Raw genomic sequence first — 18,608 nt, forward strand, 5'->3', positions numbered from 1 at the left:
CCTCGCCAGTACGGCCGTTTTGTCATTTAGCTGAGTTCAGACTGGCGGTTTACGCCGGGCCAATGCGCTCGAGCAAGCTCATATGGGATGAGCCATCGTGGCGCTTGAGGTTCTGACGATACTCGAACTGGCGCTGGCTCTCCTGTTTGAGCCCCAGCATCAGCGAATAGCACATGGCCAGCATGATCACCGAGAAGGGCAGCGCGGCTATGATGCTGGCCGCCTGCAGGGCAGCAAGACCGCCGGAGACCAGTAAAATCGCAGCGACCAGCCCCTGGCCCAGCCCCCAGAGCGCGCGGTGGGGCACAGGAGGATCCTGATCACCGATGGAGAGCAGGGTCGTAATCACCAGCGTGCCCGAGTCACTGGAGGTAATGAAGTAGGTGCAGATAAGCAGGGTCAGCACGCCCTTGGCAATCCAGCCAAAGGTCTCCCAGTGCAGCAGTTCGACCGTCTTGTAGAGCGCCAGCGTCACATCCTGATTGACCGCTGCGACCACGCCGCCGCCACCAAACAGCTCCAGATTCATCGCCGTACCGCCAAAAACGGTGAGCCAGAACATGCCGAGCAGCGAAGGCACCAGCAGCACGCCAAGCACGAACTCGCGGATAGTACGCCCCTTGGAGATGCGGGCGATAAACATGCCGACAAACGGCGCCCACGCAATCCACCAGCCCCAGTAAAACGCCGTCCAGCTCGACTGCCAGGCCGAGGTGCCATTGGCTTCGGTGTTGGTCCAGAAGCTCAGTTTGACGATGTTCTGCAGGTAATCGCCGATGTTCTGCACATAGGCGTTGAGGATATAGGTGGTCGGCCCCAGCACCAGAAAGAGCGCGAGCACGAACACGCTCAACCAGATATTGAGTTCGGAGAGGATCTTCACCCCGCGCCCGACCCCGGAGACCGCCGAGAGGGTGGCGATCAGGCTGATACCACCGATAAGCCAGAGTTGGTTCGTCTGCGATACTTCCATGCCAAACATCTGGTTGAGGCCGGTATTCATCTGGGAGACCCCCAGGCCAAGGGAGGTCGCCACCCCGAACACGGTGCCGAACACCGCCAGCACGTCAGCGGCGTGGCCCCAGAAGCCGTAGATGCGATCGCCGAGCAGCGGATAGAGCACGGAACGAATGGCCAGTGGCAGCTTGCGCCGATAGCTGAAGAAGGCGAGCGACAAGCCGACGATCACATAGATTGCCCATGGATGGAGGCCCCAGTGGAAAAAGGTGAGGCGCATGGCGATCTGGGCCGCCTCCGGGGTCATCCCTTCGGTAATAAAAGGGTTGCCCTGCAGGTGGTTCATCGGCTCGGCGATGCTCCAGAACACCAGCCCGATCCCCATGCCCGCGCTAAACAGCATGGAGAACCAGGCGAAGTAGCCGAACTCCGGTACCTGGTCGTCGTCGCCCAGCCGGATGTTGCCGAAACGGCTGAACATCAGGTAGACGGCGAAGAACAGGAACAGGGCGACCACCAGAATGTAGTACCACTTGAACCCGGCAATAATCTGATCCTTGGCCCCGACAAACCAGCTGGCGGCCGTCTCGGGGACAAAGACCCCGAACAGCAGAAACAGGGTGATAACGGTCAACGCCGTCATGGCCATGGTGGGGTTGAGGCCTTTAAATAGCCCTTTGCTTGCTCTCATCCAGCCTCCTTAGTCGTTGTTGAAAAACTCTTCGCCCACGTGATCACCGGCACCACCGATGGCGCGATAGACCAGCTTGCCTGCCGCTTGTTCACGGTGATCCACCAGGGTGACCGAGGGCTGACCGTTCACGGCGTGGCGTTTGCCGAGGAAGATGGCCATGGGCACGCCCAGATTGGAGATACCGCTGGTGATCCAGAGCCGGTTGAAGTCGTAAGAGCCGCCGATGAACTCCAGCTGGGCCAACCCGGTATCGAGGCCGGTCAGATAGAACTGCATGGCACTTTCATCAGGAAAGAGGTGCACCAGCACATAGGCGTAGCGCAATTCGTTCACCAACTCCTTTAGGTTGAAAGTACCTGTTTCGCTACAGGAGAGCGGCAGTTCGCCGTCGTAGTGGTGAACCTTGAGGTTGTTCGGGTCTTCATCGTAGGCGGGCTGATAGCGGACAAAGGCTGACGTATCAGGCAGTTCATAGCGAACCCGCACGACTTTCAGGCCGCTGGCCAGGGTCTTGATATCCAGTTCATTGGTCATGTTTACTCCTCTCTTGTCAGGTTAAACAGCGCAAAGAGGGGCTAAACTAACACAAAATTAATTTGAACATAAACCATTTGAGTAATAACTATATTGACCTTTTTATCTACCGGGAGCAGAATTTTCCCCCTTTCAACCCGACTTCCTACTCCGACACCATGGAAAAACATGATGAAGTGCTGGTAGCGCTGCGCCAGATCATTCGTGCCATCGACATGCACTCCAAGCGCTTGATCAAGGAGGCGGGTCTCACCTCGCCACAACTCTTGCTGCTCAAAGGGATTGATGAGCTGGGCCAGATCTCCATGCGCCAGCTGGCCGACCACACCAACATGAGTCAGGCCACTGCCACCACCATCATGGATCGCCTCGAGAGCCGTCAGCTGGTACAGCGCGTTCGCAGCGAGACCGACAAGCGCAAGGTACACGCGACCCTGACCGATGCCGGACGCGCCCTGCTGGCCGAGGCGCCGACACCACTGCAAGAGAGCTTTATCCAGCGTTTTCAATCCCTTGAAACCTGGGAACAGACCCTGCTGCTCTCCTCCCTGCAGCGCATCTCCGCCATGATGAATGCCGACGGGATAGATGCCGCCCCGGTGCTGAGCGTCAGCCCCCTGACCGCCGAGCAGGCATAAAAAAAGCTCCCGAAACGGGAGCTTTTTTAGTGGTTTGCACCGGCGATTACTCTTCCAGGCTGATACCAATATTGGAAACGCCATCCTGAGCGGCAAAGACCTTGATGGCCAGAATGCGGTCGCTATCGCGCTCATGGGCAACTCGCTTGAGCAACTCGACCTGAAACTCCAGCTCGGCTTCCATATATTCGTGCTCGTAGAGCTCCTCTTCGGTCAGATCCCGCTCTTCCATCATCTCGATAAAACCGGCAACGGTACCGACGGAGGCATGACTGGCATCGTTGGCCTCTTCCCCAACACGGCAGATCACCGAGTTGTAGGCACAGCCCAGCGCCACGCAGGCATCCAGTGCCGGATAGGCACCGTAGGATTCAAACTTGCGGGGATCCGGAATATGGGCTTCGAACTCTTCGAGAATGGCACCCAGATTGACCCGGGAACCCTTGACGGTCAGGTAGTTCCACATCTGATCCAGCGCATGCCGGAAGGCCTCTGCATTGCCAAATCCGGAGGCCTGACTGAACAGGGCATAGTTGGGGTACATGCGCTCTGCCAGCGCCAGGGTGTAGACGGTCTGTTGCCAAGGCTGTAGCTCGGCCAGTCGCTTATAAAACTTGTCACCAAACACTGGAGTCGGATCCTCTGCAAAATGTGGGGCAGATTGTAGCCCACGAGGGGCGCGGCGAAAACGAAAAAGCGCCCTGGTCGGCTATGTTGCGCTGGCAACTCGGGTAAGATGGGACGAGTGCGGCATCTTGTTGCGCCGCAAATTCTGATAAGGAACAAGAGTATGAGCCAACGTACCCTTCTTTTGCTCAGCCAGGATAATGCTCACTACGAACGTCTGCTCAAGACCGCCAATCTTCACCATCTGCGCATTCTGCGAGCCGATAACCAGAGCGATGCCGAGAAGCTGATTGGCGAAGCCCATATTCTGATGGCAGAACCGGCCCGTGCCAAACCGCTCCTCCCCAAGGCGGGGAAACTCAAATGGTTCCAGTCTACCTATGCCGGAGTGGACGTACTGCTCGACCCGGACAGCCGGCGCGACTACCAGCTTACCAACGTGCGCGGCATCTTCGGCCCGCTGATGAGCGAATATGTCTTTGGCCATCTGCTCAGCTTGATGCGACAAATTCCTCTCTATCGGGAACAACAAAGGCAGCGTCTCTGGCAGAGCCACCCCTATCAGGGGCTCAAGGGGAAAACCATGCTGATCCTTGGCACCGGCAGCATTGGCCAGCATATCGCCCAGACCGGCAAGCACTTTGGCATGAAGGTACTTGGCATCAGCCGCAGCGGCCGGGAGCGGGCCAGCTTTGATCAGGTTTACCAGCTACCGGCACTCAACAAGATCCTGGCGCAGGCCGATGTCATCGTCAGCGTGCTGCCGGCGACCCGCGACACCCGCCACCTCTTCAATGCCGCCCGCTTCGAGTTCTGCAAACCGGGCGCCATCCTGTTCAACGTGGGACGTGGCAATGCAGTTCACTCCGGCGATCTGCTGACAGCCCTGCGCACCGGCAAGCTGGCGATGGCGGTGCTGGATGTGTTCGAGCAGGAGCCACTGCCCGCCGACAGCCCATTGTGGGGGCAACCCAACCTCATCGTTACCCCTCACAACAGCGCCTACAGCTTCCCCGAGGATGTGGCCCAAATCTTCGTGCGCAACTATATCCGCTTCATCGACGGCCAGCCCCTCGACGGCAAAATAGACTTCGACAAGGGATACTGACCACTGATTGCTCATGCAAAAAGGCCCCGCCAATCTGGCGGGGCCTTTTCATTTCAAGCGGGGAGAGGTATCAACCTGCGGCCAGCTCCTTGCGGTAGCCTTTCACCTTGGCCAGGAACTGGCGACGCTCCTTGCCGCTGAGCGGTTCGGCCATCGGCAGCTTGGCAGTCATGGCGTTGACCGGTCGGTTGTTGATGCGCAGCTCGTAGTGGAGGTGAGCACCGGTCGAGCGCCCCGTGTTGCCGGAGAGGCCAATCTTGTCACCCATTTTGACCCGCTGACCCGGTTTGACCAGCAGCTTGCTCAGGTGCAGATAACGGGTCGACAGGGTACGGCCATGCTTGATGACGACATAGGTACCTGCCAGCGGGTGGCTGGTTGCCTTCTGGACGACACCGTCACCGGTCGCCAGCACCGGAGTGCCAACCGGCACTGCAAAGTCGGTGCCCTCGTGAGGACGCACCATACCGGTTACCGGATGTTTACGCGCCGGGTTGAAGTTGGAGCTGATCCGGTAGCGGCTGTGGGTCGGATAGCGACGGAAGCCACGCTCCAGACTGTTGCCCTGACCGTCGTAATAGTTGCCGTCATCGGAGAGCCAGGCCGATACCGTCTTGCCCTGGCTGGTCACTTCCACACCCAGCAGCTGGCTGTTGCCTGTGCTCTTGCCCTCGACGGTCTCCTGACGTACCAGCACTTTGAATTTGTCACCCTTTTTCAGGTCCTGAGCAAAGTTCATCCGCCACTGGAACAGGTTGGCAATCTTCTGGATATGGTTGGCCGGAATACCGGCATTACGGGCGCTGACATAGAAGCTGCCATTGATCACGCCATCGTAGCGCTGCGGCTGCCAGTCCACCTTCTCGTTGATCATCGAGGCGGTATAGGTGTCGTCGGTGCGCGCCATCACCAGCGTCTGTTTGATGTTCAGGCGGATCTTGAGCTGTTGCAGGATGTTGTCCTGATCAATCAGCAGCTCGATGGTCTGGCCCGGTTTGAGCCGCGCCAGATAATTCTTGTTGTCCGCATCCAGCACCTTGTAGAGGGTGGTGGTCGAGAGCCCCAGATTGTTGAAGATGGCGGTCAGATTCTCGCCATTGCGCACCCGGTAATCCTGCCACTGCGGCGCGGTATCGACCGGAATATCATCGTCCGGCGTGGCGGGATCAACCAGTTCGTGATCGGGGATTTCGTTAAAGTCGGTGTTGTTTTCGTTGGTTGCCGTACCCGCGGTATCAATCGGCAACTCCAAACGCAGGGGCCGCTCCAGAATGTCACCCGGAGCCGGCAGCAATGCCACTGCCGACAGGGTCATCGCCGTCAGCATCACCATTGCGTAAAAGTGTTTGCGGGGAACCGGTGGTTCCCAATTGGCAGCCTGTGCTACCAAGGGACGGAGACGTTTCATCCGCTATCCTGTCTTTATATCTGAAGAGTGTGAGTTGCGATGTGGTAGTACCAAATCCGCATAAAACTGTCTGTTTGACAAAAAACGATACAAATAGTTCATCGCAATCTGCATGAACTTCACATTTTATGCATAACCAGCCCAGATGGGCAGAAATGATCGTCTTTTTTAACCATTTTTTCCTATTTTTAAGAACCGGCTCGCCATAGCGCCAGAATAAAAACCGCAAATGTTGCAATAACTTTTCCATGGAGTGGAGATGACGTTATCAAAACTATTGAGCAGGATAATCCTCATCCTGTTTCTGATCGGTGCCATCCTGCTGTTTGTGCTGGAAATCACCACTGTCCGCCAATCCATCATCGACCAGATGTCTGCCAATCTGGAGACTGCCGTCACCGCTCTGGGCCTAGTGCTGCAAGGTACTTTGCTCAACGATGACAAGGTGCTGGCCGAAACCATCGTCAATGCCATGTTCGATGGCGGCTTCGTCAGCTCGGTCAGGTTGATCGACCCGGACGGACAACTGCTGTTCCAGAAGGTGTTCCAGGCCACCCAGCAAAACGTGCCTGGCTGGCTTCCCTCGGTTATCGGCATGCCACCGGTCAAGATTGAGCAAGAACTGACCGACGGCTGGCGCATGCTCGGCACTCTGACGCTGGAAGGTCACAGCGGCTACGCCTACCAGCACCTGTGGAATGCCATCAGCCGTATCGGACTTGCACTGCTGGGTGGGCTGGTTGTCTTTACTTTGGTGATCTCCCTGGTCAGCCAACGGCTGCTAAAGCCGCTGGAACAGATCAACCAGCAGCTAATCCGGGTCCGCAAGCACCAGTTCAACAGCGCCCTCCCCACCCCCTGGCTGCTGGATCTCAAAGAGGTGGCGCTCTCCATCAACCAGCTGGTCTCCGAGCGCAAGCGCGACCTGTTGCAGCAACGCCTCAAAATCACCCAGATGGGCAAGCAACTGCGCCCATCCACAGCGCAGCCCCTACAAGGGCTAACCGACACCCGTGGCGGCCACCTGCAAACCTTCGACTCGACACAGGGCGAGATAACCCTCTACCAGCGCTTCCTGCCACACCCGGCACTCACCGCCGACAGCGAGCTGGCCACCATTCAAGCGGTTCTGGAACAGTGGTTGCAACACCATGTTGAAGGTATCTCGCTACCGCTCTCCCTGCTCCACCACCCGCAGTGGCAAGCCATAGCACCGCTGCTGACCCGGGGAAGAGGAAAGACACTCGACTGGCGCTGGGATGTGACCTCCTTCCCGGCTGAGGGTGAGTCGATATTGACCCGCTTGCAGGAACAGGGGGTCGAGCTGGCGTTTAGCGCTATTCCGCTCAATACGGAGACCTTCAATCAACTCGATCCCCTCAATCCTGTCTTTGTCTGCTGTCAGCTGAGCGAGGAGCCGCTCTACTGGCATCTTCTCTCGCAAACCATGCATGCTGCTGGTTACACCCTGTTGGCCGAGGCGGGCAGTGGCAGCGACATCGACAAGCTGCGTACCTGGGGGATTGATGGTTATGCCAGGGAGGCACAATCATGAAAAAGCTGGCTATCTTGCTGATGTTGTTCGGCCAAGCCGGAGCAATGGCCGCACCGGCCACCATAGCAACAGGGGGTGAACAGGGGATCTACTATCAGGTCACCAGCGAATTCTGCCGGCTCGCACACAAGACTGACTCGCAGATCAGCTGTGCGCTGCAAGCAACTTCCGGTTCGATGGAGAACCTGCAGCGACTGCGGAGCGGTCAAAGCCGCTACGCCATGGTGCAGTCTGACTGGCTCTATCAGGCCAGTCAGGGTAGCGGCCCCTTTGCCAACGCCGCACAAACCGGCCTGCGCGCGCTGTTTGCGACCCACGCCGAACCCTTTACCATAGTGATCCGGGCCGACGGCGACATTACCTCGCTGGAGCAGCTCAAGCTCGCCCCCATCGATATGGGGCTGAAGGGCTCCGGTACCCGCCAGACTGCGCTGGCTCTTTTCAACTTGCTGGGCGCCAAGGAGCAGGATCTCGATCTGAAAAGCATGGCCAATGCAGCCGAGGCGCTCTGCAGCAAACAGATCGATGCCTATGGACTGGTGATGGGACACCCCAACCGGATTGTGCTCGATACCGCCAAGCGGTGTGCCATCCGATTTCTGCCGGTCGACGGCGCTCTGCGTGACCAGCTGATCAAGGGGGTCAGGTATTACCAGCGCAGCCAGGTGCCCGCGCGAATCTATCTGGGCAATCTGAAAGCCACCCCCACCTTTGCCATCGCGGCCACTCTGGTGACCAATGCAACCACTCCCGAAGAAGAGGTCTATAACCTGACTCGTGCCATGCTGGCACAGCAGACCAAGTTCAACGAACAGACTTATGGCTACGCCAACATGTTCCATCAGGCGCGCAACAAAACCGGCCCGGTGCTGAGCATTCAGCAGCATCCGGGCGCAGCACGTTATTTTGCCGAGTTGAAAGCCGCCGGGAAGCTATAGCTGGCGGCGGGGGGAGCGCAGCTGCTCGCTGGAGAACCGGGTCTTCATCGACGTCCACTGCGCCAGCCTGTCGGCACTGCCTGCCAGCGTTCCCTCACGGCGGGACTTCATGATCCAGATGCTCTTGGCATCGAAGCTGTAGACAGGGATAAGGTCAGTGCGCTGACTTCCGGGCAGAATGCGGCTGTTGATGTTGTCGAGCACCAGCGGATCTGATTTGGGGGTCGCGAAATAGAGCGTCACCATGTGGAACTGGTTGTAACGCACCGCCTTGACGTAAGCCAGCCGCAGCTTCTTCTCGTCCACCCCCAGCTCCATCAGGGTGTAGTACTTGGAGATGCTGTAATCCTCGCAGTCGCCACCGCGAGCGCCGATAAACTCCAATGGATTGGCCCAGTAGTCCGCTTCTCCCCACAATCTGGGATCATCGCTGTAGGTCAGGTTATTGAAGTAGTGATTTACCAGCTCGATCTTCTGCTGATCCGTGGTGCCGGCTCTGGGCGTCAGCAAGCGGGAAAACGCCTCGGCGCGCTGAATTGCGCGCCCGCCGTAGACCTCCTGCAACTTCTCCCGCAGCTCGGGGCTGGCGATATATTCCGACAGGCGGGAAGCCTGCACGCCGGCACAACCTAGTGCCAGCATGCAGGTGGGGATTAACAGCCATTTCATACCGGACACTCCATGTCAGATGCTGGAGGTCAGTATAGCCCCAGACAACAGAGAGCAGGCTCTTCGGGCCCAGTGTCAACGACACTGGGCAAAAGCGTTGGCCAACTGATCCATGAACTGGGGATAACCTTCCGGACCGAGCGGAACCTGCTCACCTACCTCATCCAGCAGCAGCACTCTGGCGCCGGTATTGCGGGCAACCGACTCGATCACCGCCGGCGAGAATTGCGGCTCGGCATAGATGCAGCTTGCCTGCTTCTCCTCCAGCGCCTTACGGATCTCGACCAGTGTTTTTGCTCCCGGACGACGCTCCGGACTGACGGTAAAGTGGCCCTTGGAACTCATGCCGTAGTGGCGCTCCCAGTAGCCATACGCTTCGTGGAATACGAAGTACCCCTTCTGGTTCACCGCTTTCATCTGCCCAGCGATCACCTTGTCTCTGGCATCGACCTTGGCGGTAAACGCGGCCAGATTGGCCTCGTAGCGCGCCTTGTTGGCCGGATCCTGCTTGCCCAGCTCGCTGGCGATAGCGCCGGCGATCACCTTGGCCTGCATCGGTCCAAGCCAGATATGGGGGTCGATCCCTTCATGATGATGACCTTCATGCCCTTCATCGTCGTGGTCATGAGCTGCATGGTCATCGTGCTGATGGCCATCATGGCTATCCTTGGTCGCGTAGTTGAACAGCGGCATGCCCGGCACCTGGGTCAGGGTCAAGACATGGGGGTGATTGGCCAGAGGTTTGCTCATGAAACCCTCCAGCTCGGGGCCGACCCAGACCACCAAGTCCGCCTCCCCGATCTTGCGTACATCGGAGGGACGCAGAGAGAAGTCGTGGGGAGAAGCGCCGGTTGGCAGCAGGACTTCCGGCTCACTCACACCTTCCGTGATCGCCGCGGCAATAAAGCCCAAGGGCTTGATAGTGGTCAGTACCTCCACGGCACGAACAGGCAAACTCACCGCCAGCAGGGCAGTGAAAAAAGCAATAATTCTCATTGGTGAATCTCGTCAGCGGGTGATTGTGTGATAATATAACAGCTTCTGTTTTTTGTTATATTATAACTCTCACTGGCTGTAAACCCCGGAGCTGTCATGACCCAACTGGTAGAGCTGAAAGAGGTCTGTCTTTCGTTCGATGGACGCTCAGTGCTCGACAAGGTCTCCTTTACCCTCAATAAAGGCAAAATCACTACCCTGGTCGGCCCCAACGGGGCGGGCAAGAGCACCCTGAGCAAACTGGTATTGGGTCTGCTCACCCCGGATTCCGGCCAGATAATCCGCAGCCGCGACCTGAGAGTCGGCTATGTACCCCAGCGCCTATATCTGGATCCCACCCTGCCGCTCACCGTGCGCCGCTTTCTGCAACTGGGCAAGAAGGGGCGGATCTCCATCGAAGAGGCGCTGACCAGAGTCGGTGCCGAAGGGCTACTGGACAACCGGATGCAGAAGCTCTCCGGTGGCGAGATGCAGCGGGTACTGCTGGCCCGCGCTCTGCTGGTCAAACCCGAATTGCTGGTGCTGGATGAACCGGTACAAGGGGTAGATATCAATGGCCAGATCGAGCTCTACGCCCTGATCGGTCAGCTCGCCGCCGAATTCAATTGCGCCGTGCTGATGGTCTCCCACGACCTGCATCTGGTGATGGCCAGCACCCACGAGGTGATCTGCCTCAATCGCCACGTCTGCTGTCATGGCGAGCCGGAGAGCGTGGCCCGCCATCCCGAATTTGCCCGCCTGTTCGGGCGACCGGAGCAGGAGGTGCTGGCGGTCTATACCCACCATCACCACTGCGACGGCGAACACCATCATCATGAACCGCAGGCCCCCGTCATCCGCCTGCCCTCTCGCAACAACGCTCACAGCAAATAGCGCAAGAACAGGACATTCAAGTGGACAGCTTTCTGTTATACGCCCTCGCGGCCGGCCTCGGCATCGCCCTGCTGGCCGGCCCCCTCGGCAGCTTCGTGGTATGGCGCAAAATGGCCTATTTTGGCGACACCCTCTCCCATGCCTGCCTGTTCGGCATCGCGCTGGGTATCCTGCTACAGGTCGATCTCACCCTGGCGGTAGTGGTCTGCTGCCTTGCCATGGCGATGCTGCTGGTGATCATGAGCCGCAACCAGCAGGTAGCAACCGATACCCTGCTCGGGATTCTGGCCCACAGCGCCCTGTCCCTCGGTCTGGTTACCTTGAGTTTTATGGATAACGTGCGGGTGGATCTGATGGCCTACCTGTTTGGCGACCTGCTCTCGGTACAACCGATGGATCTGCTCTGGATCTACGGCGGTGGCGCGCTGGTGCTGCTCACCCTGTGGCGACTTTGGGATCCCCTGCTCTCCATGACCATCTCGGAAGAGCTGGCACGAGTTGAAGGGAGCCGGGTCGATGTGCTGCGCTGCGTGCTGATGCTGCTGATCGGGCTGGTGATCGCCGTAGCGATGAAGTTTGTCGGGGCGCTGATCATCACCTCCCTGCTGATCATCCCCGCCGCTACCGCCCGCCGTTTCAGTCAGACGCCGGAGCAGATGGCCGGCTTTGCCGCGCTGATCGGCTGCCTCGCCGTGCTGGGTGGATTGACCCTCTCCTGGTATCAGGACACCCCGGCTGGCCCCTCGGTGGTGGTCTGTGCCACCAGCCTGTTTGTGCTGAGCCAGTTCAAGAAGGCTTGATACCACGCTAGAGAGGCATGCTCTGGCGAGTCTCCATCATCAGCCACTGGCGTAACCGGTTGATGGCGGGCTCATGGGCCCGTGAGCGCTTGCAGGTGAAATAGAAGGCATCCCCCGTCTCCAGCTGGTGTACCGGCAAGGCCACCAGCTGGGGATCATCGGGCCGCAGCATGTAGTCATTCACGAACGCCACTCCCTGATCCCAGGCCGCAGCCTCCATCGCCAGCAACACATGGCTGAAGTGGTGCATCCGCGCCTCGTCAGGGATCACCAAGCCACCTGCCTTGGCCCAGCGCTGCCAATCCTCCCCCCGCGCCTTGTAGATGGACTGCACCGAGAGCAGCGGCAGTTGCCAGATGGCGTCTGGCCACTCCCCCTCCACCTGCTGCAGCAAGCGGCGGCTGCAAACCGGAAAGAGCCGCTCCTGATAGATAAGGTCGTGGCAGTAGCCCCGCCCGTGTGGTGAAACTGTGATAAAACAGTCGGCCACCCGATCGGAGAGCTCGGGATCTTCCGCCACCATCTCCAGACTCAAATCCAGCTCGGGATAGAGCTGGCGCAATCCGGCCAACCGCGGGATCAACCACTTCACCGCAAACGAGCTGTAGACCGCGAGGCGCAGCCGCATCTCGCCGCCCCCGCGCAGCTGCTCGCTGCTCTGGGCAATCTGGCCGAGCCCGGCAGCAATCCCCTCGAAATAGCTCTCGCCCTGCGTCGTCAACGAGAGCAGGCGCCCCTGACGCAGCAGCAATCGCTCCCCCAGAAAATCCTCCAGCAGGCGGATCTGGTGGCTGACCGCACTCTGGCTGACGTTCAGTTCAAGGGCGGCGCGGGAGAAGCTGAGCAGCCGGGCCACCACCTCGAAATATTGCACCGCACGCAGGGGAGGAAGCTTCATTATCTAAATATCTCATGGGTGGTCATTTTTTATCATTTTACTGGATATCAACCGGCACGCTACCCTCCCTTCATCTGAAGTGGGAGGTGGTATGAATGCAGTGGGGATCGGCATCCTTTATCTGGTGCTGGGCAATATGGTGGCGGTTTTTTCCGATGCGCTGGTCAAGGTGCTGGAGCCCGATCAGCCCATCTTCCAGTTTGTCTTTTTCCGCCAGGTTTCTGCAGCCCTTCTGCTGATGCCCTGGCTGCTCTGGTCATGGCGCCGCAACCCGCCGGTGGCCATCAAGTGGCACCTGCTGCGGGCCCATATCTGGGCGGTCGGTGTCTGCCTGATGGTGGTCGCCCTCACCCGCTTGCCGCTCGCCACTGCCAACGCCCTCTTCTATGCCGCACCGCTGATGATGGTGCCGCTGGCAGTGTGGATGGCAGGAGAGGCGATCTCGCGCCAGAAGGTGCTAACTGCGGTTATCGGGTTTATCGGAGTGCTGATCGTATTGCGCCCGACCGAAGTGAACTGGGCCGCGCTGGCGGCGCTCGGGGTAGCGCTCTCGATGGCGCTCAACAATCTGCTGATCAAGCGCATCCCGCTCAAGCAGCCCATCGCCCAGACCCTGTTTTTCACCAACGTGCTTAGCATGCCCTTCATTCTCGCGCTGGCCTGGTGGGAAGGGGGCGACTGGCAGTGGCAGATGTGGTGGCCCGCCTTCGGCTCCTCGGCGCTGATCATGGTCTATGCGGGATTGTGCGTGGTGGCCTATCGCAAGGCGGAAGCGAGCAAGATCGCCTCTGCGGAATATACCGGCCTGCTGATGGCCGTTGCCATTGGGGTATGGCTGTTTGACGAGCAGCCCGGTCTGCCACTGCTGCTGGGCTGTATCTGCATCGTCCTGCCGCTTATCGCCATGGCGCGCAGCAAGCCAAAGCCGCTGGCCGAGCCAGCGCTCTAATACTCAGGGTCGTTTCAGCAGAGGGGCGACCCTTTGCTGCAGATGAGGGATGACCTCCTGCTCGAACCAGGGATTCTTTTTGAGCCAGAGGGTGTTGCGCGGGGAGGGATGCGGCAACGGCAACCAGCCGGGACCATAGTCGGCCCAGCTGCGCACCGTGTCGGTGAGCGATCCCCTGGCCGCCTTGCCCAGATAGCGATGCTGGGCATATTGACCGATTAGCAGGGTCAACTCGATATTGGGCAGCAGCATCAACACCTTATCATGCCAAGTGGGCGCGCACTCGGGTCTGGGCGGCAGGTCGCCCGACTTGCCCTTGCCGGGATAACAGAGCCCCATCGGCATAATCGCAATACGTGATTCGTCGTAGAAAGTGGGTTTATCGACCCCGAGCCACTGACGCAAGCGATCGCCAGAGGGGTCATCCCACGGGATACCGCTGGCATGCACCCGAGTGCCAGGCGCCTGACCGATGATCAGCAGGCGGGCACTCTCGGCACCGCGAATTACCGGCCGCGGCCCGAGCGGCAGATGCGCCTCGCACAGACGGCAGGCACGGATCTCTTCAAACAGGCTATCCAGTCGACTCATGAGCGCGATAGTAACAGAGTTTTCCACCAGATCTCGCTTGTGAAAGGACTGGCCTCTATTTATTATTCACCGATAGATGTTTAATTTAATAAACAGGTAGAGATGAAAAACTGGCTAGGCACGGGCACGGCGACCCTCTCCTTCATCCTCTGGGGGATGCTGCCGCTCTATTATCAGTTCATGCCCGAGGTCAACATGTGGGAGCTCATCTCCCATCGCGTGCTCTGGTCGGTTGTCCTGCTTGGCGGCCTGTTTCTGCTGCTTGGCCACAAGGTGCCTTGGGCACAACTGCGTAGCGAGCCGCGCCAGCTCGGCCTCATCCTGCTGGCCGGCCCGGTCATGTCGATCAGCTGGTGCATGTTCACCTGGTGCCTCACCACAGGGCAGGTACTGACCACCAGCCTCGCCTTCTTTATGACGCCGCTGTTCAATATCGTATTCGCCGTGCTGTTCCTCAAAGAGCGGCTCACCCCGCAAAAGCATCTGGCAGTCGCCCTGGCGCTGGCTGGGCTCGCCTACATGCTCTTCTGCTACGGCCAGCTCCCCTGGTTCTCCCTCATCATGGGGGCCAACTTCGCCTGCTACGGCCTTATCAAGAAGAAGATCCACTACGACACCGGCACCAGCCTCTATCTGGAAGCCATGGTGCAACTGCCCGTCGCGCTGATCATCATCGGCACGCTGGCGTGGCACGGGGAAGGGGCATTCGTGAACGGGGATCTGGCCGACAAGCTGCTGCTGATGGGCAGTGCGCCCGCCACCCTGTTGCCGGTCGGGCTCTTCTGCTATGCAGTGGCAAGAACCCGGATGAGCACGGTGGGACTGTTGCAATATATCGAGCCCAGCCTTGCCTTCCTGCTCGCCATCTACTGGTTTGGTGAAACGCCGGATCCCATCAAGACAGTCGGCTTCGCCTTCGTCTGGGCGGGCTTGCTGGTGAGTCTGGTGCCGCTGCACCGCCTCAAGCGTCAGCCTCAAGGGGCGCCGCGGTAGGACTCCAGGATCTTGTGCCAGGCGGGGTCCCGATCCATCTGCTCGGCAATGTCGTTGAGCCGGGCATGAAGTTCGGGGCGGGACTTGGGCACCAGAATGTGGCGGGTATAGCTGGACTGGGCAAAGGGCGAGACGAACAGCTTGCCCTCATAGTCAGGGACGTGGGTGAAAAATGCGAGGGCCGAACCGGGCACTAGGGTGACATCGATGCGGCCGCGTACCAGCAGATCGAGATTGGTCTTCACCTTCTTGGCATCGTGGCGCTCCAGTTCGCCCCGGGCCGCAGCATCATCGATCCCCAGATAGCGATACCCCTCGACACCGCCAAATACCATCCCCTTGAGGGAGTCAGGGCCACGATAGGTAACCGGATGCTGGCGACTTGAGATGAGCTCGTTGGTGTCGCGCATGATGGGGAAAGTCCAGAGGTATAGCTCGCGCTGGGGATCCCCGACCCAGGCCGGGTTGACCCAGGCGACCAGACCGTTGAAGGCAGGATCCGACATCTCCAGCGCCAGTCTGGCGCGATTGACCAGCCAGAGCTCGATCCTGGGTTCACCTCCCAGCCTTTCATTGAGATACTTCACCAGCTCGCTGCTCAAGCCGGCATTCACCCCGGTATTGAAAGGGGGATGCTGGTGGTAATCATAGAGACGGATCGTCTCCCCCAGAGCCGGAACCGACAACAGCAACCACAACCAGAACCAGACTCTCATCGCACCTCCTTGAGCTGCTTTTGAGTTTGGCACAGAGAACATGAATGAGAAAACCCCCGACCGGGGCTCCGGCATCGCCATCCACCCCACCCTCCTGCTGGTCAATCTATATGGTGCGCACCACGGCCGGCCTGCTCTATACCGGGATCAGCACGGCGCCGGAGCGCCGCCTGCGCCAGCACCAGAGCGGCAAAGGCTCTCGCGCCCTGCGCGGCAAGGGGCCACTCACCCTGGTGTGGCAGCAGGAGGTAGGCGACAAAGGAGCGGCCCTGCGCCTCGAATATCGCCTCAAGCAGCAGCCCAAGGCGTTCAAGGAGCAGCTCATCACCTGCCCCGATCTCTGGCTGCCGTGGAGCCTGCGCTGGCTCGCTCCCGGCAACGCAGAACCATAAAGGCAAAGCCGGGCCATAAAAAAGGCCACCTCACGGGTGGCCGACAAAAGGGAGTTCAGGGATAACGACACGACTTGCGGCGATTACAGGTAGGTATTGGACCGCCTGCTGCCGTGGCTGATAAGCCAGCAGACCACCAGCACCAGCAGCAACCAGGGAGCCAGCTTGATGATCAGGGCAAGCATGCCGCTCAGCACCCCCAGCAGCACAAACACGCCGCTCACCAGCAGCATCGCCACCAGGGTAAAACCGGTCAGCGCCATCACCAGCAACACTCCCAGCAATATGAAAAATTCCAGCATAACTTGCTCCTTACAGGCACTCTGTGCCGCCGGGCTGCCTTGCGGTCAATCCAGCCAGCGTTTCAATTCATAACGGGGCGGCATCACCAGCACCGCCAGCAGATAGGCAGCCAGAGCCAGCGGCGGCACCAGGATCAGGGCGAGCAGGGCCACCACTCGCACCGTCACTCTGGATATCCCCAGCCGTTTGGCAATGCCGGCGCAGACGCCGGTCAGCTTGCGATGGACAAGATCCTTGGGCCAGGGAGTCATGGTTATGCCTCCACCTTCTGACCCTTGAGACGGGCCAGCTCGCGCTCTATCTCGTCATTGAGTTCCAGCTCGCGGAACTGCGCCTCCAGCGAGGGATTCTGCCCCAAAGTGGCCGCCTCCAGCTGGGCTTCCAGCTGATCGACCCGCCCCTGAAAGCCTTCGAAGCGGGCCATCAGCTCATGCATACGCTGGTTGTCCACCTGAGCGCGGGCACGAATACGGCTATGGGCGGTCTGCTCGCGCAGGGTCAGCAGTTTCTGCTTCTCCCGCGCCTCGGTCAGCTTGGAGGCCAACCGTTCGCTGTCGGCGGTAAGCTGGGCCAGCACTTCGGCGACCCGGGCCTTGTCCTGCTCCAGCTGTTCACATTTTTTGACCTCCGCCAGCTTCTCGGTTAGGGCGGCGCGGGCCAGATCCTCACGTCCCTTCTGGATGGCGAGCTCGGCCTTGGCCGACCACTCCTGGATCTGCACCTGCAACGCCTGCTGATGGCGCTCCAGCTGTTTTTGCTCGGCGATGACGCGAGCGGCCTGGGTGCGCATATCGACCTGCACCTGCTCCATCTCCTCGATCATCAGGCGCAGCATCTTCTCGGGCTCTTCACTCTTGTCGAGCAGGCTGTGCAGGTTGGCATTTATTACGTCGGTCAGGCGGCTGAACACGCTCATGGTCTGGCTCCTTGTGGATGGGATGGCTATCTCTTCCCATTGCATTACAAGAGCCGTGCCAAGAAAAATTATTGTTTCTTTACAGATAGATGGGAATTTAACGAGGGAATCCAATAACGGTTTGTTGGTGAAAAAAACCAATGGCGTGGTTATTTTTACCAACAAAAAAGGGAGCCCGTGGCTCCCTTTTCAATGCACTTATGATGGCGTTCAGGCGGCGTGATGGCGACCCAGCTTGCCATCCAGTTCGGCCAGTTTTGCCTCCATCCGGGCACGGCACACCTCGGAGAGCTCGCGAATGCCGGCAGCACCGTGCTCCTTGCTGCAGACCGGGGCCATCACCTCCAGCAGCACCTCGCCGTTATCCCAGCGGTTGAGGTCAATCTGGCCGAAGTAACTGGAGCAGACGATGGGCACAACCGGCACTTCAGCCTGTACGGCGGTATGGAAAGCGCCCGCCTTGAACGGCAGCAGACCACGCCCCTGCGAGCGGGTCCCTTCCGGGAACATCCAGATGGAGGTGCCGCGCGCCTTGATGCGATCCACCACCTGACCAATGGTGCCAATGGCGCGAGAGCGGTTGGAGCGGTCGATCAACACGTTGCCGGAGAGCCAGAAGATGAGGCCGAAGAAGGGGAGCCACAGCAGGCTCTTCTTGCCCACCGCAACCACGCCGGGCTGCACGGCACCGGTCACAGTGAAGATGTCATAGTTGCTCTGGTGGTTGCAGACATAGACCGCAGGCCCGACCGATTTCACCTCGTCGGCCACCGTCACCTTGACCCGGACCCCGATCAGCGGGCAGACCGCATGATACATGCGGGCGAAGACATAGACGTTGTTGGGGTGGCGCGGACGAACCAGACAGAGCAGCAGGCCGAACAGGAACCAGAAGATGAGCAGCAGACCAAGCAGCAGCACACGGGCAATTTTGAGCATCGAACACCTCGAATTTTAACTCGGCGCAGTATACTGATCCCCCTTTTAGCGAACAAGCGTTCGCCAAACAGAACCGACCACACGGTGCCAGCCTCAGCGCTCATAAAACGGCCG

At 59.3% G+C, this 18,608-nt stretch carries 22 protein-coding genes; 9 read left to right on the top strand and 13 right to left on the bottom strand.

Features of this window, described 5'->3' with window-relative positions:
* Positions 1-49 precede the first annotated feature (49 nt).
* Both I6L40_RS20275 and I6L40_RS20280 read right to left on the bottom strand, forming a co-directional pair.
* Entirely contained in the window at positions 50-1,648 is a 1,599-nt protein-coding gene (locus I6L40_RS20275) for a BCCT family transporter (RefSeq protein WP_042032611.1), read from the bottom strand.
* Between the two features lie 9 nt (positions 1,649-1,657).
* Complete coding sequence (locus I6L40_RS20280; RefSeq protein ID WP_042032612.1) at positions 1,658-2,185, bottom strand: hypothetical protein; 528 nt, start codon at positions 2,183-2,185, stop codon at positions 1,658-1,660.
* A gap of 158 nt (positions 2,186-2,343) precedes the next feature.
* Between I6L40_RS20280 and I6L40_RS20285 the strand changes: the two genes are divergently transcribed.
* Positions 2,344-2,823: a MarR family winged helix-turn-helix transcriptional regulator gene (locus I6L40_RS20285; protein WP_041209315.1), complete on the top strand. Its 480-nt coding sequence runs from the start codon at positions 2,344-2,346 to the stop codon at positions 2,821-2,823.
* Between the two features lie 46 nt (positions 2,824-2,869).
* Here I6L40_RS20285 and I6L40_RS20290 read toward each other — a convergent pair whose 3' ends face one another.
* Positions 2,870-3,451, bottom strand: coding sequence for a YjaG family protein (locus I6L40_RS20290; protein WP_071912598.1), 582 nt, complete (start codon positions 3,449-3,451; stop codon positions 2,870-2,872).
* A 162-nt stretch (positions 3,452-3,613) separates the two neighbouring features.
* On the opposite strand from I6L40_RS20290, the gene I6L40_RS20295 reads away from it, so the two are divergent.
* Positions 3,614-4,558, top strand: a complete 945-nt coding sequence (locus tag I6L40_RS20295) for a D-2-hydroxyacid dehydrogenase (RefSeq protein ID WP_216994777.1) — start codon at positions 3,614-3,616, stop codon at positions 4,556-4,558.
* Positions 4,559-4,628: 70 nt separating this feature from the next.
* Here the strand turns inward: I6L40_RS20295 and mepM are convergent, their stop codons facing one another.
* Complete coding sequence (gene mepM, locus I6L40_RS20300; RefSeq protein ID WP_071912594.1) at positions 4,629-5,966, bottom strand: murein DD-endopeptidase MepM; 1,338 nt, start codon at positions 5,964-5,966, stop codon at positions 4,629-4,631.
* 259 nt (positions 5,967-6,225) lie between these two features.
* Here mepM and I6L40_RS20305 point away from each other — a divergent pair, with 259 nt between their 5' ends.
* A complete protein-coding gene (locus I6L40_RS20305) occupies positions 6,226-7,521 on the top strand; it encodes a LapD/MoxY N-terminal periplasmic domain-containing protein (RefSeq protein ID WP_071912592.1) in 1,296 nt (431 codons plus the stop codon).
* Positions 7,518-8,459 (top strand): TAXI family TRAP transporter solute-binding subunit, encoded by a 942-nt coding sequence (locus I6L40_RS20310; protein WP_071912590.1) that lies wholly within the window; start codon positions 7,518-7,520, stop codon positions 8,457-8,459. The genes I6L40_RS20305 and I6L40_RS20310 overlap by 4 nt, the downstream gene beginning before the upstream one ends.
* On the opposite strand, the gene I6L40_RS20315 is transcribed toward I6L40_RS20310, so the two are convergent.
* Positions 8,454-9,128 (bottom strand): transglutaminase-like cysteine peptidase, encoded by a 675-nt coding sequence (locus tag I6L40_RS20315; RefSeq protein ID WP_071912588.1) that lies wholly within the window; start codon positions 9,126-9,128, stop codon positions 8,454-8,456. The two genes, I6L40_RS20310 and I6L40_RS20315, sit on opposite strands and share 6 nt — an antisense overlap.
* A gap of 75 nt (positions 9,129-9,203) precedes the next feature.
* Entirely contained in the window at positions 9,204-10,124 is a 921-nt protein-coding gene (gene znuA, locus I6L40_RS20320; protein WP_071912586.1) for a zinc ABC transporter substrate-binding protein ZnuA, read from the bottom strand.
* A gap of 96 nt (positions 10,125-10,220) precedes the next feature.
* Here znuA and znuC point away from each other — a divergent pair, with 96 nt between their 5' ends.
* A complete protein-coding gene (gene znuC, locus I6L40_RS20325) occupies positions 10,221-10,997 on the top strand; it encodes a zinc ABC transporter ATP-binding protein ZnuC (protein WP_104016617.1) in 777 nt (258 codons plus the stop codon).
* Positions 10,998-11,017: 20 nt separating this feature from the next.
* Positions 11,018-11,797 (top strand): zinc ABC transporter permease subunit ZnuB, encoded by a 780-nt coding sequence (gene znuB, locus I6L40_RS20330; RefSeq protein ID WP_216994778.1) that lies wholly within the window; start codon positions 11,018-11,020, stop codon positions 11,795-11,797.
* A gap of 7 nt (positions 11,798-11,804) precedes the next feature.
* On the opposite strand, the gene I6L40_RS20335 is transcribed toward znuB, so the two are convergent.
* Positions 11,805-12,695, bottom strand: a complete 891-nt coding sequence (locus tag I6L40_RS20335; protein WP_042032621.1) for a LysR substrate-binding domain-containing protein — start codon at positions 12,693-12,695, stop codon at positions 11,805-11,807.
* Between the two features lie 91 nt (positions 12,696-12,786).
* Between I6L40_RS20335 and I6L40_RS20340 the strand changes: the two genes are divergently transcribed.
* Positions 12,787-13,644, top strand: coding sequence for a DMT family transporter (locus I6L40_RS20340; RefSeq protein WP_104016616.1), 858 nt, complete (start codon positions 12,787-12,789; stop codon positions 13,642-13,644).
* A gap of 3 nt (positions 13,645-13,647) precedes the next feature.
* On the opposite strand, the gene I6L40_RS20345 is transcribed toward I6L40_RS20340, so the two are convergent.
* Complete coding sequence (locus tag I6L40_RS20345; RefSeq protein ID WP_216995457.1) at positions 13,648-14,235, bottom strand: uracil-DNA glycosylase family protein; 588 nt, start codon at positions 14,233-14,235, stop codon at positions 13,648-13,650.
* Between the two features lie 102 nt (positions 14,236-14,337).
* On the opposite strand from I6L40_RS20345, the gene rarD reads away from it, so the two are divergent.
* Positions 14,338-15,228, top strand: coding sequence for an EamA family transporter RarD (gene rarD, locus I6L40_RS20350; RefSeq protein ID WP_201912538.1), 891 nt, complete (start codon positions 14,338-14,340; stop codon positions 15,226-15,228).
* On the opposite strand, the gene I6L40_RS20355 is transcribed toward rarD, so the two are convergent.
* The gene (locus I6L40_RS20355; RefSeq protein WP_041209237.1) at positions 15,210-15,944 is read right to left on the bottom strand and encodes an ABC transporter substrate-binding protein; all 735 of its coding nucleotides are present in this window, start codon (positions 15,942-15,944) and stop codon (positions 15,210-15,212) included. The two genes, rarD and I6L40_RS20355, sit on opposite strands and share 19 nt — an antisense overlap.
* A 44-nt stretch (positions 15,945-15,988) precedes the next feature.
* On the opposite strand from I6L40_RS20355, the gene I6L40_RS20360 reads away from it, so the two are divergent.
* Entirely contained in the window at positions 15,989-16,336 is a 348-nt protein-coding gene (locus tag I6L40_RS20360; RefSeq protein ID WP_071912574.1) for a GIY-YIG nuclease family protein, read from the top strand.
* A gap of 83 nt (positions 16,337-16,419) precedes the next feature.
* Here I6L40_RS20360 and pspG read toward each other — a convergent pair whose 3' ends face one another.
* The 4 genes from pspG to I6L40_RS20380 all read right to left on the bottom strand — a co-directional run bounded on the left by pspG (position 16,420) and on the right by I6L40_RS20380 (position 18,494).
* Positions 16,420-16,638: an envelope stress response protein PspG gene (gene pspG, locus I6L40_RS20365; protein ID WP_071912572.1), complete on the bottom strand. Its 219-nt coding sequence runs from the start codon at positions 16,636-16,638 to the stop codon at positions 16,420-16,422.
* 45 nt (positions 16,639-16,683) lie between these two features.
* The gene (locus I6L40_RS20370) at positions 16,684-16,890 is read right to left on the bottom strand and encodes a PspC domain-containing protein (protein ID WP_033115086.1); all 207 of its coding nucleotides are present in this window, start codon (positions 16,888-16,890) and stop codon (positions 16,684-16,686) included.
* A gap of 2 nt (positions 16,891-16,892) precedes the next feature.
* The gene (gene pspA / locus I6L40_RS20375) at positions 16,893-17,555 is read right to left on the bottom strand and encodes a phage shock protein PspA (RefSeq protein WP_071912570.1); all 663 of its coding nucleotides are present in this window, start codon (positions 17,553-17,555) and stop codon (positions 16,893-16,895) included.
* A gap of 210 nt (positions 17,556-17,765) precedes the next feature.
* Complete coding sequence (locus tag I6L40_RS20380; protein WP_071912568.1) at positions 17,766-18,494, bottom strand: 1-acylglycerol-3-phosphate O-acyltransferase; 729 nt, start codon at positions 18,492-18,494, stop codon at positions 17,766-17,768.
* Positions 18,495-18,608: the final 114 nt, after the last annotated feature.

The sequence above is a fragment of the Aeromonas sp. FDAARGOS 1410 genome, from assembly GCF_019048745.1.
In the GTDB taxonomy this organism is placed as follows: domain Bacteria; phylum Pseudomonadota; class Gammaproteobacteria; order Enterobacterales; family Aeromonadaceae; genus Aeromonas; species Aeromonas jandaei.

Excerpts from the sequence above, each read along its gene's own strand:
- I6L40_RS20360 (WP_071912574.1), top strand. The coding sequence starts at position 15,989 with ATGAGAAAACCCCCGACCGGGGCTCCGGCATCGCCATCCACCCCACCC.
- znuC (WP_104016617.1), top strand. The coding sequence starts at position 10,221 with ATGACCCAACTGGTAGAGCTGAAAGAGGTCTGTCTTTCGTTCGATGGA.
- I6L40_RS20335 (WP_042032621.1), bottom strand. The coding sequence starts at position 12,695 with ATGAAGCTTCCTCCCCTGCGTGCGGTGCAATATTTCGAGGTGGTGGCC.
- I6L40_RS20315 (WP_071912588.1), bottom strand. The coding sequence starts at position 9,128 with ATGAAATGGCTGTTAATCCCCACCTGCATGCTGGCACTAGGTTGTGCC.
- mepM (WP_071912594.1), bottom strand. The coding sequence starts at position 5,966 with ATGAAACGTCTCCGTCCCTTGGTAGCACAGGCTGCCAATTGGGAACCA.
- znuA (WP_071912586.1), bottom strand. The coding sequence starts at position 10,124 with ATGAGAATTATTGCTTTTTTCACTGCCCTGCTGGCGGTGAGTTTGCCT.
- I6L40_RS20275 (WP_042032611.1), bottom strand. The coding sequence starts at position 1,648 with ATGAGAGCAAGCAAAGGGCTATTTAAAGGCCTCAACCCCACCATGGCC.
- I6L40_RS20310 (WP_071912590.1), top strand. The coding sequence starts at position 7,518 with ATGAAAAAGCTGGCTATCTTGCTGATGTTGTTCGGCCAAGCCGGAGCA.
- I6L40_RS20355 (WP_041209237.1), bottom strand. The coding sequence starts at position 15,944 with ATGAGAGTCTGGTTCTGGTTGTGGTTGCTGTTGTCGGTTCCGGCTCTG.
- I6L40_RS20340 (WP_104016616.1), top strand. The coding sequence starts at position 12,787 with ATGAATGCAGTGGGGATCGGCATCCTTTATCTGGTGCTGGGCAATATG.
- I6L40_RS20305 (WP_071912592.1), top strand. The coding sequence starts at position 6,226 with ATGACGTTATCAAAACTATTGAGCAGGATAATCCTCATCCTGTTTCTG.
- pspG (WP_071912572.1), bottom strand. The coding sequence starts at position 16,638 with ATGCTGGAATTTTTCATATTGCTGGGAGTGTTGCTGGTGATGGCGCTG.
- I6L40_RS20285 (WP_041209315.1), top strand. The coding sequence starts at position 2,344 with ATGGAAAAACATGATGAAGTGCTGGTAGCGCTGCGCCAGATCATTCGT.
- rarD (WP_201912538.1), top strand. The coding sequence starts at position 14,338 with ATGAAAAACTGGCTAGGCACGGGCACGGCGACCCTCTCCTTCATCCTC.
- pspA (WP_071912570.1), bottom strand. The coding sequence starts at position 17,555 with ATGAGCGTGTTCAGCCGCCTGACCGACGTAATAAATGCCAACCTGCAC.
- I6L40_RS20280 (WP_042032612.1), bottom strand. The coding sequence starts at position 2,185 with ATGACCAATGAACTGGATATCAAGACCCTGGCCAGCGGCCTGAAAGTC.
- I6L40_RS20370 (WP_033115086.1), bottom strand. The coding sequence starts at position 16,890 with ATGACTCCCTGGCCCAAGGATCTTGTCCATCGCAAGCTGACCGGCGTC.
- I6L40_RS20380 (WP_071912568.1), bottom strand. The coding sequence starts at position 18,494 with ATGCTCAAAATTGCCCGTGTGCTGCTGCTTGGTCTGCTGCTCATCTTC.
- I6L40_RS20295 (WP_216994777.1), top strand. The coding sequence starts at position 3,614 with ATGAGCCAACGTACCCTTCTTTTGCTCAGCCAGGATAATGCTCACTAC.
- I6L40_RS20345 (WP_216995457.1), bottom strand. The coding sequence starts at position 14,235 with ATGAGTCGACTGGATAGCCTGTTTGAAGAGATCCGTGCCTGCCGTCTG.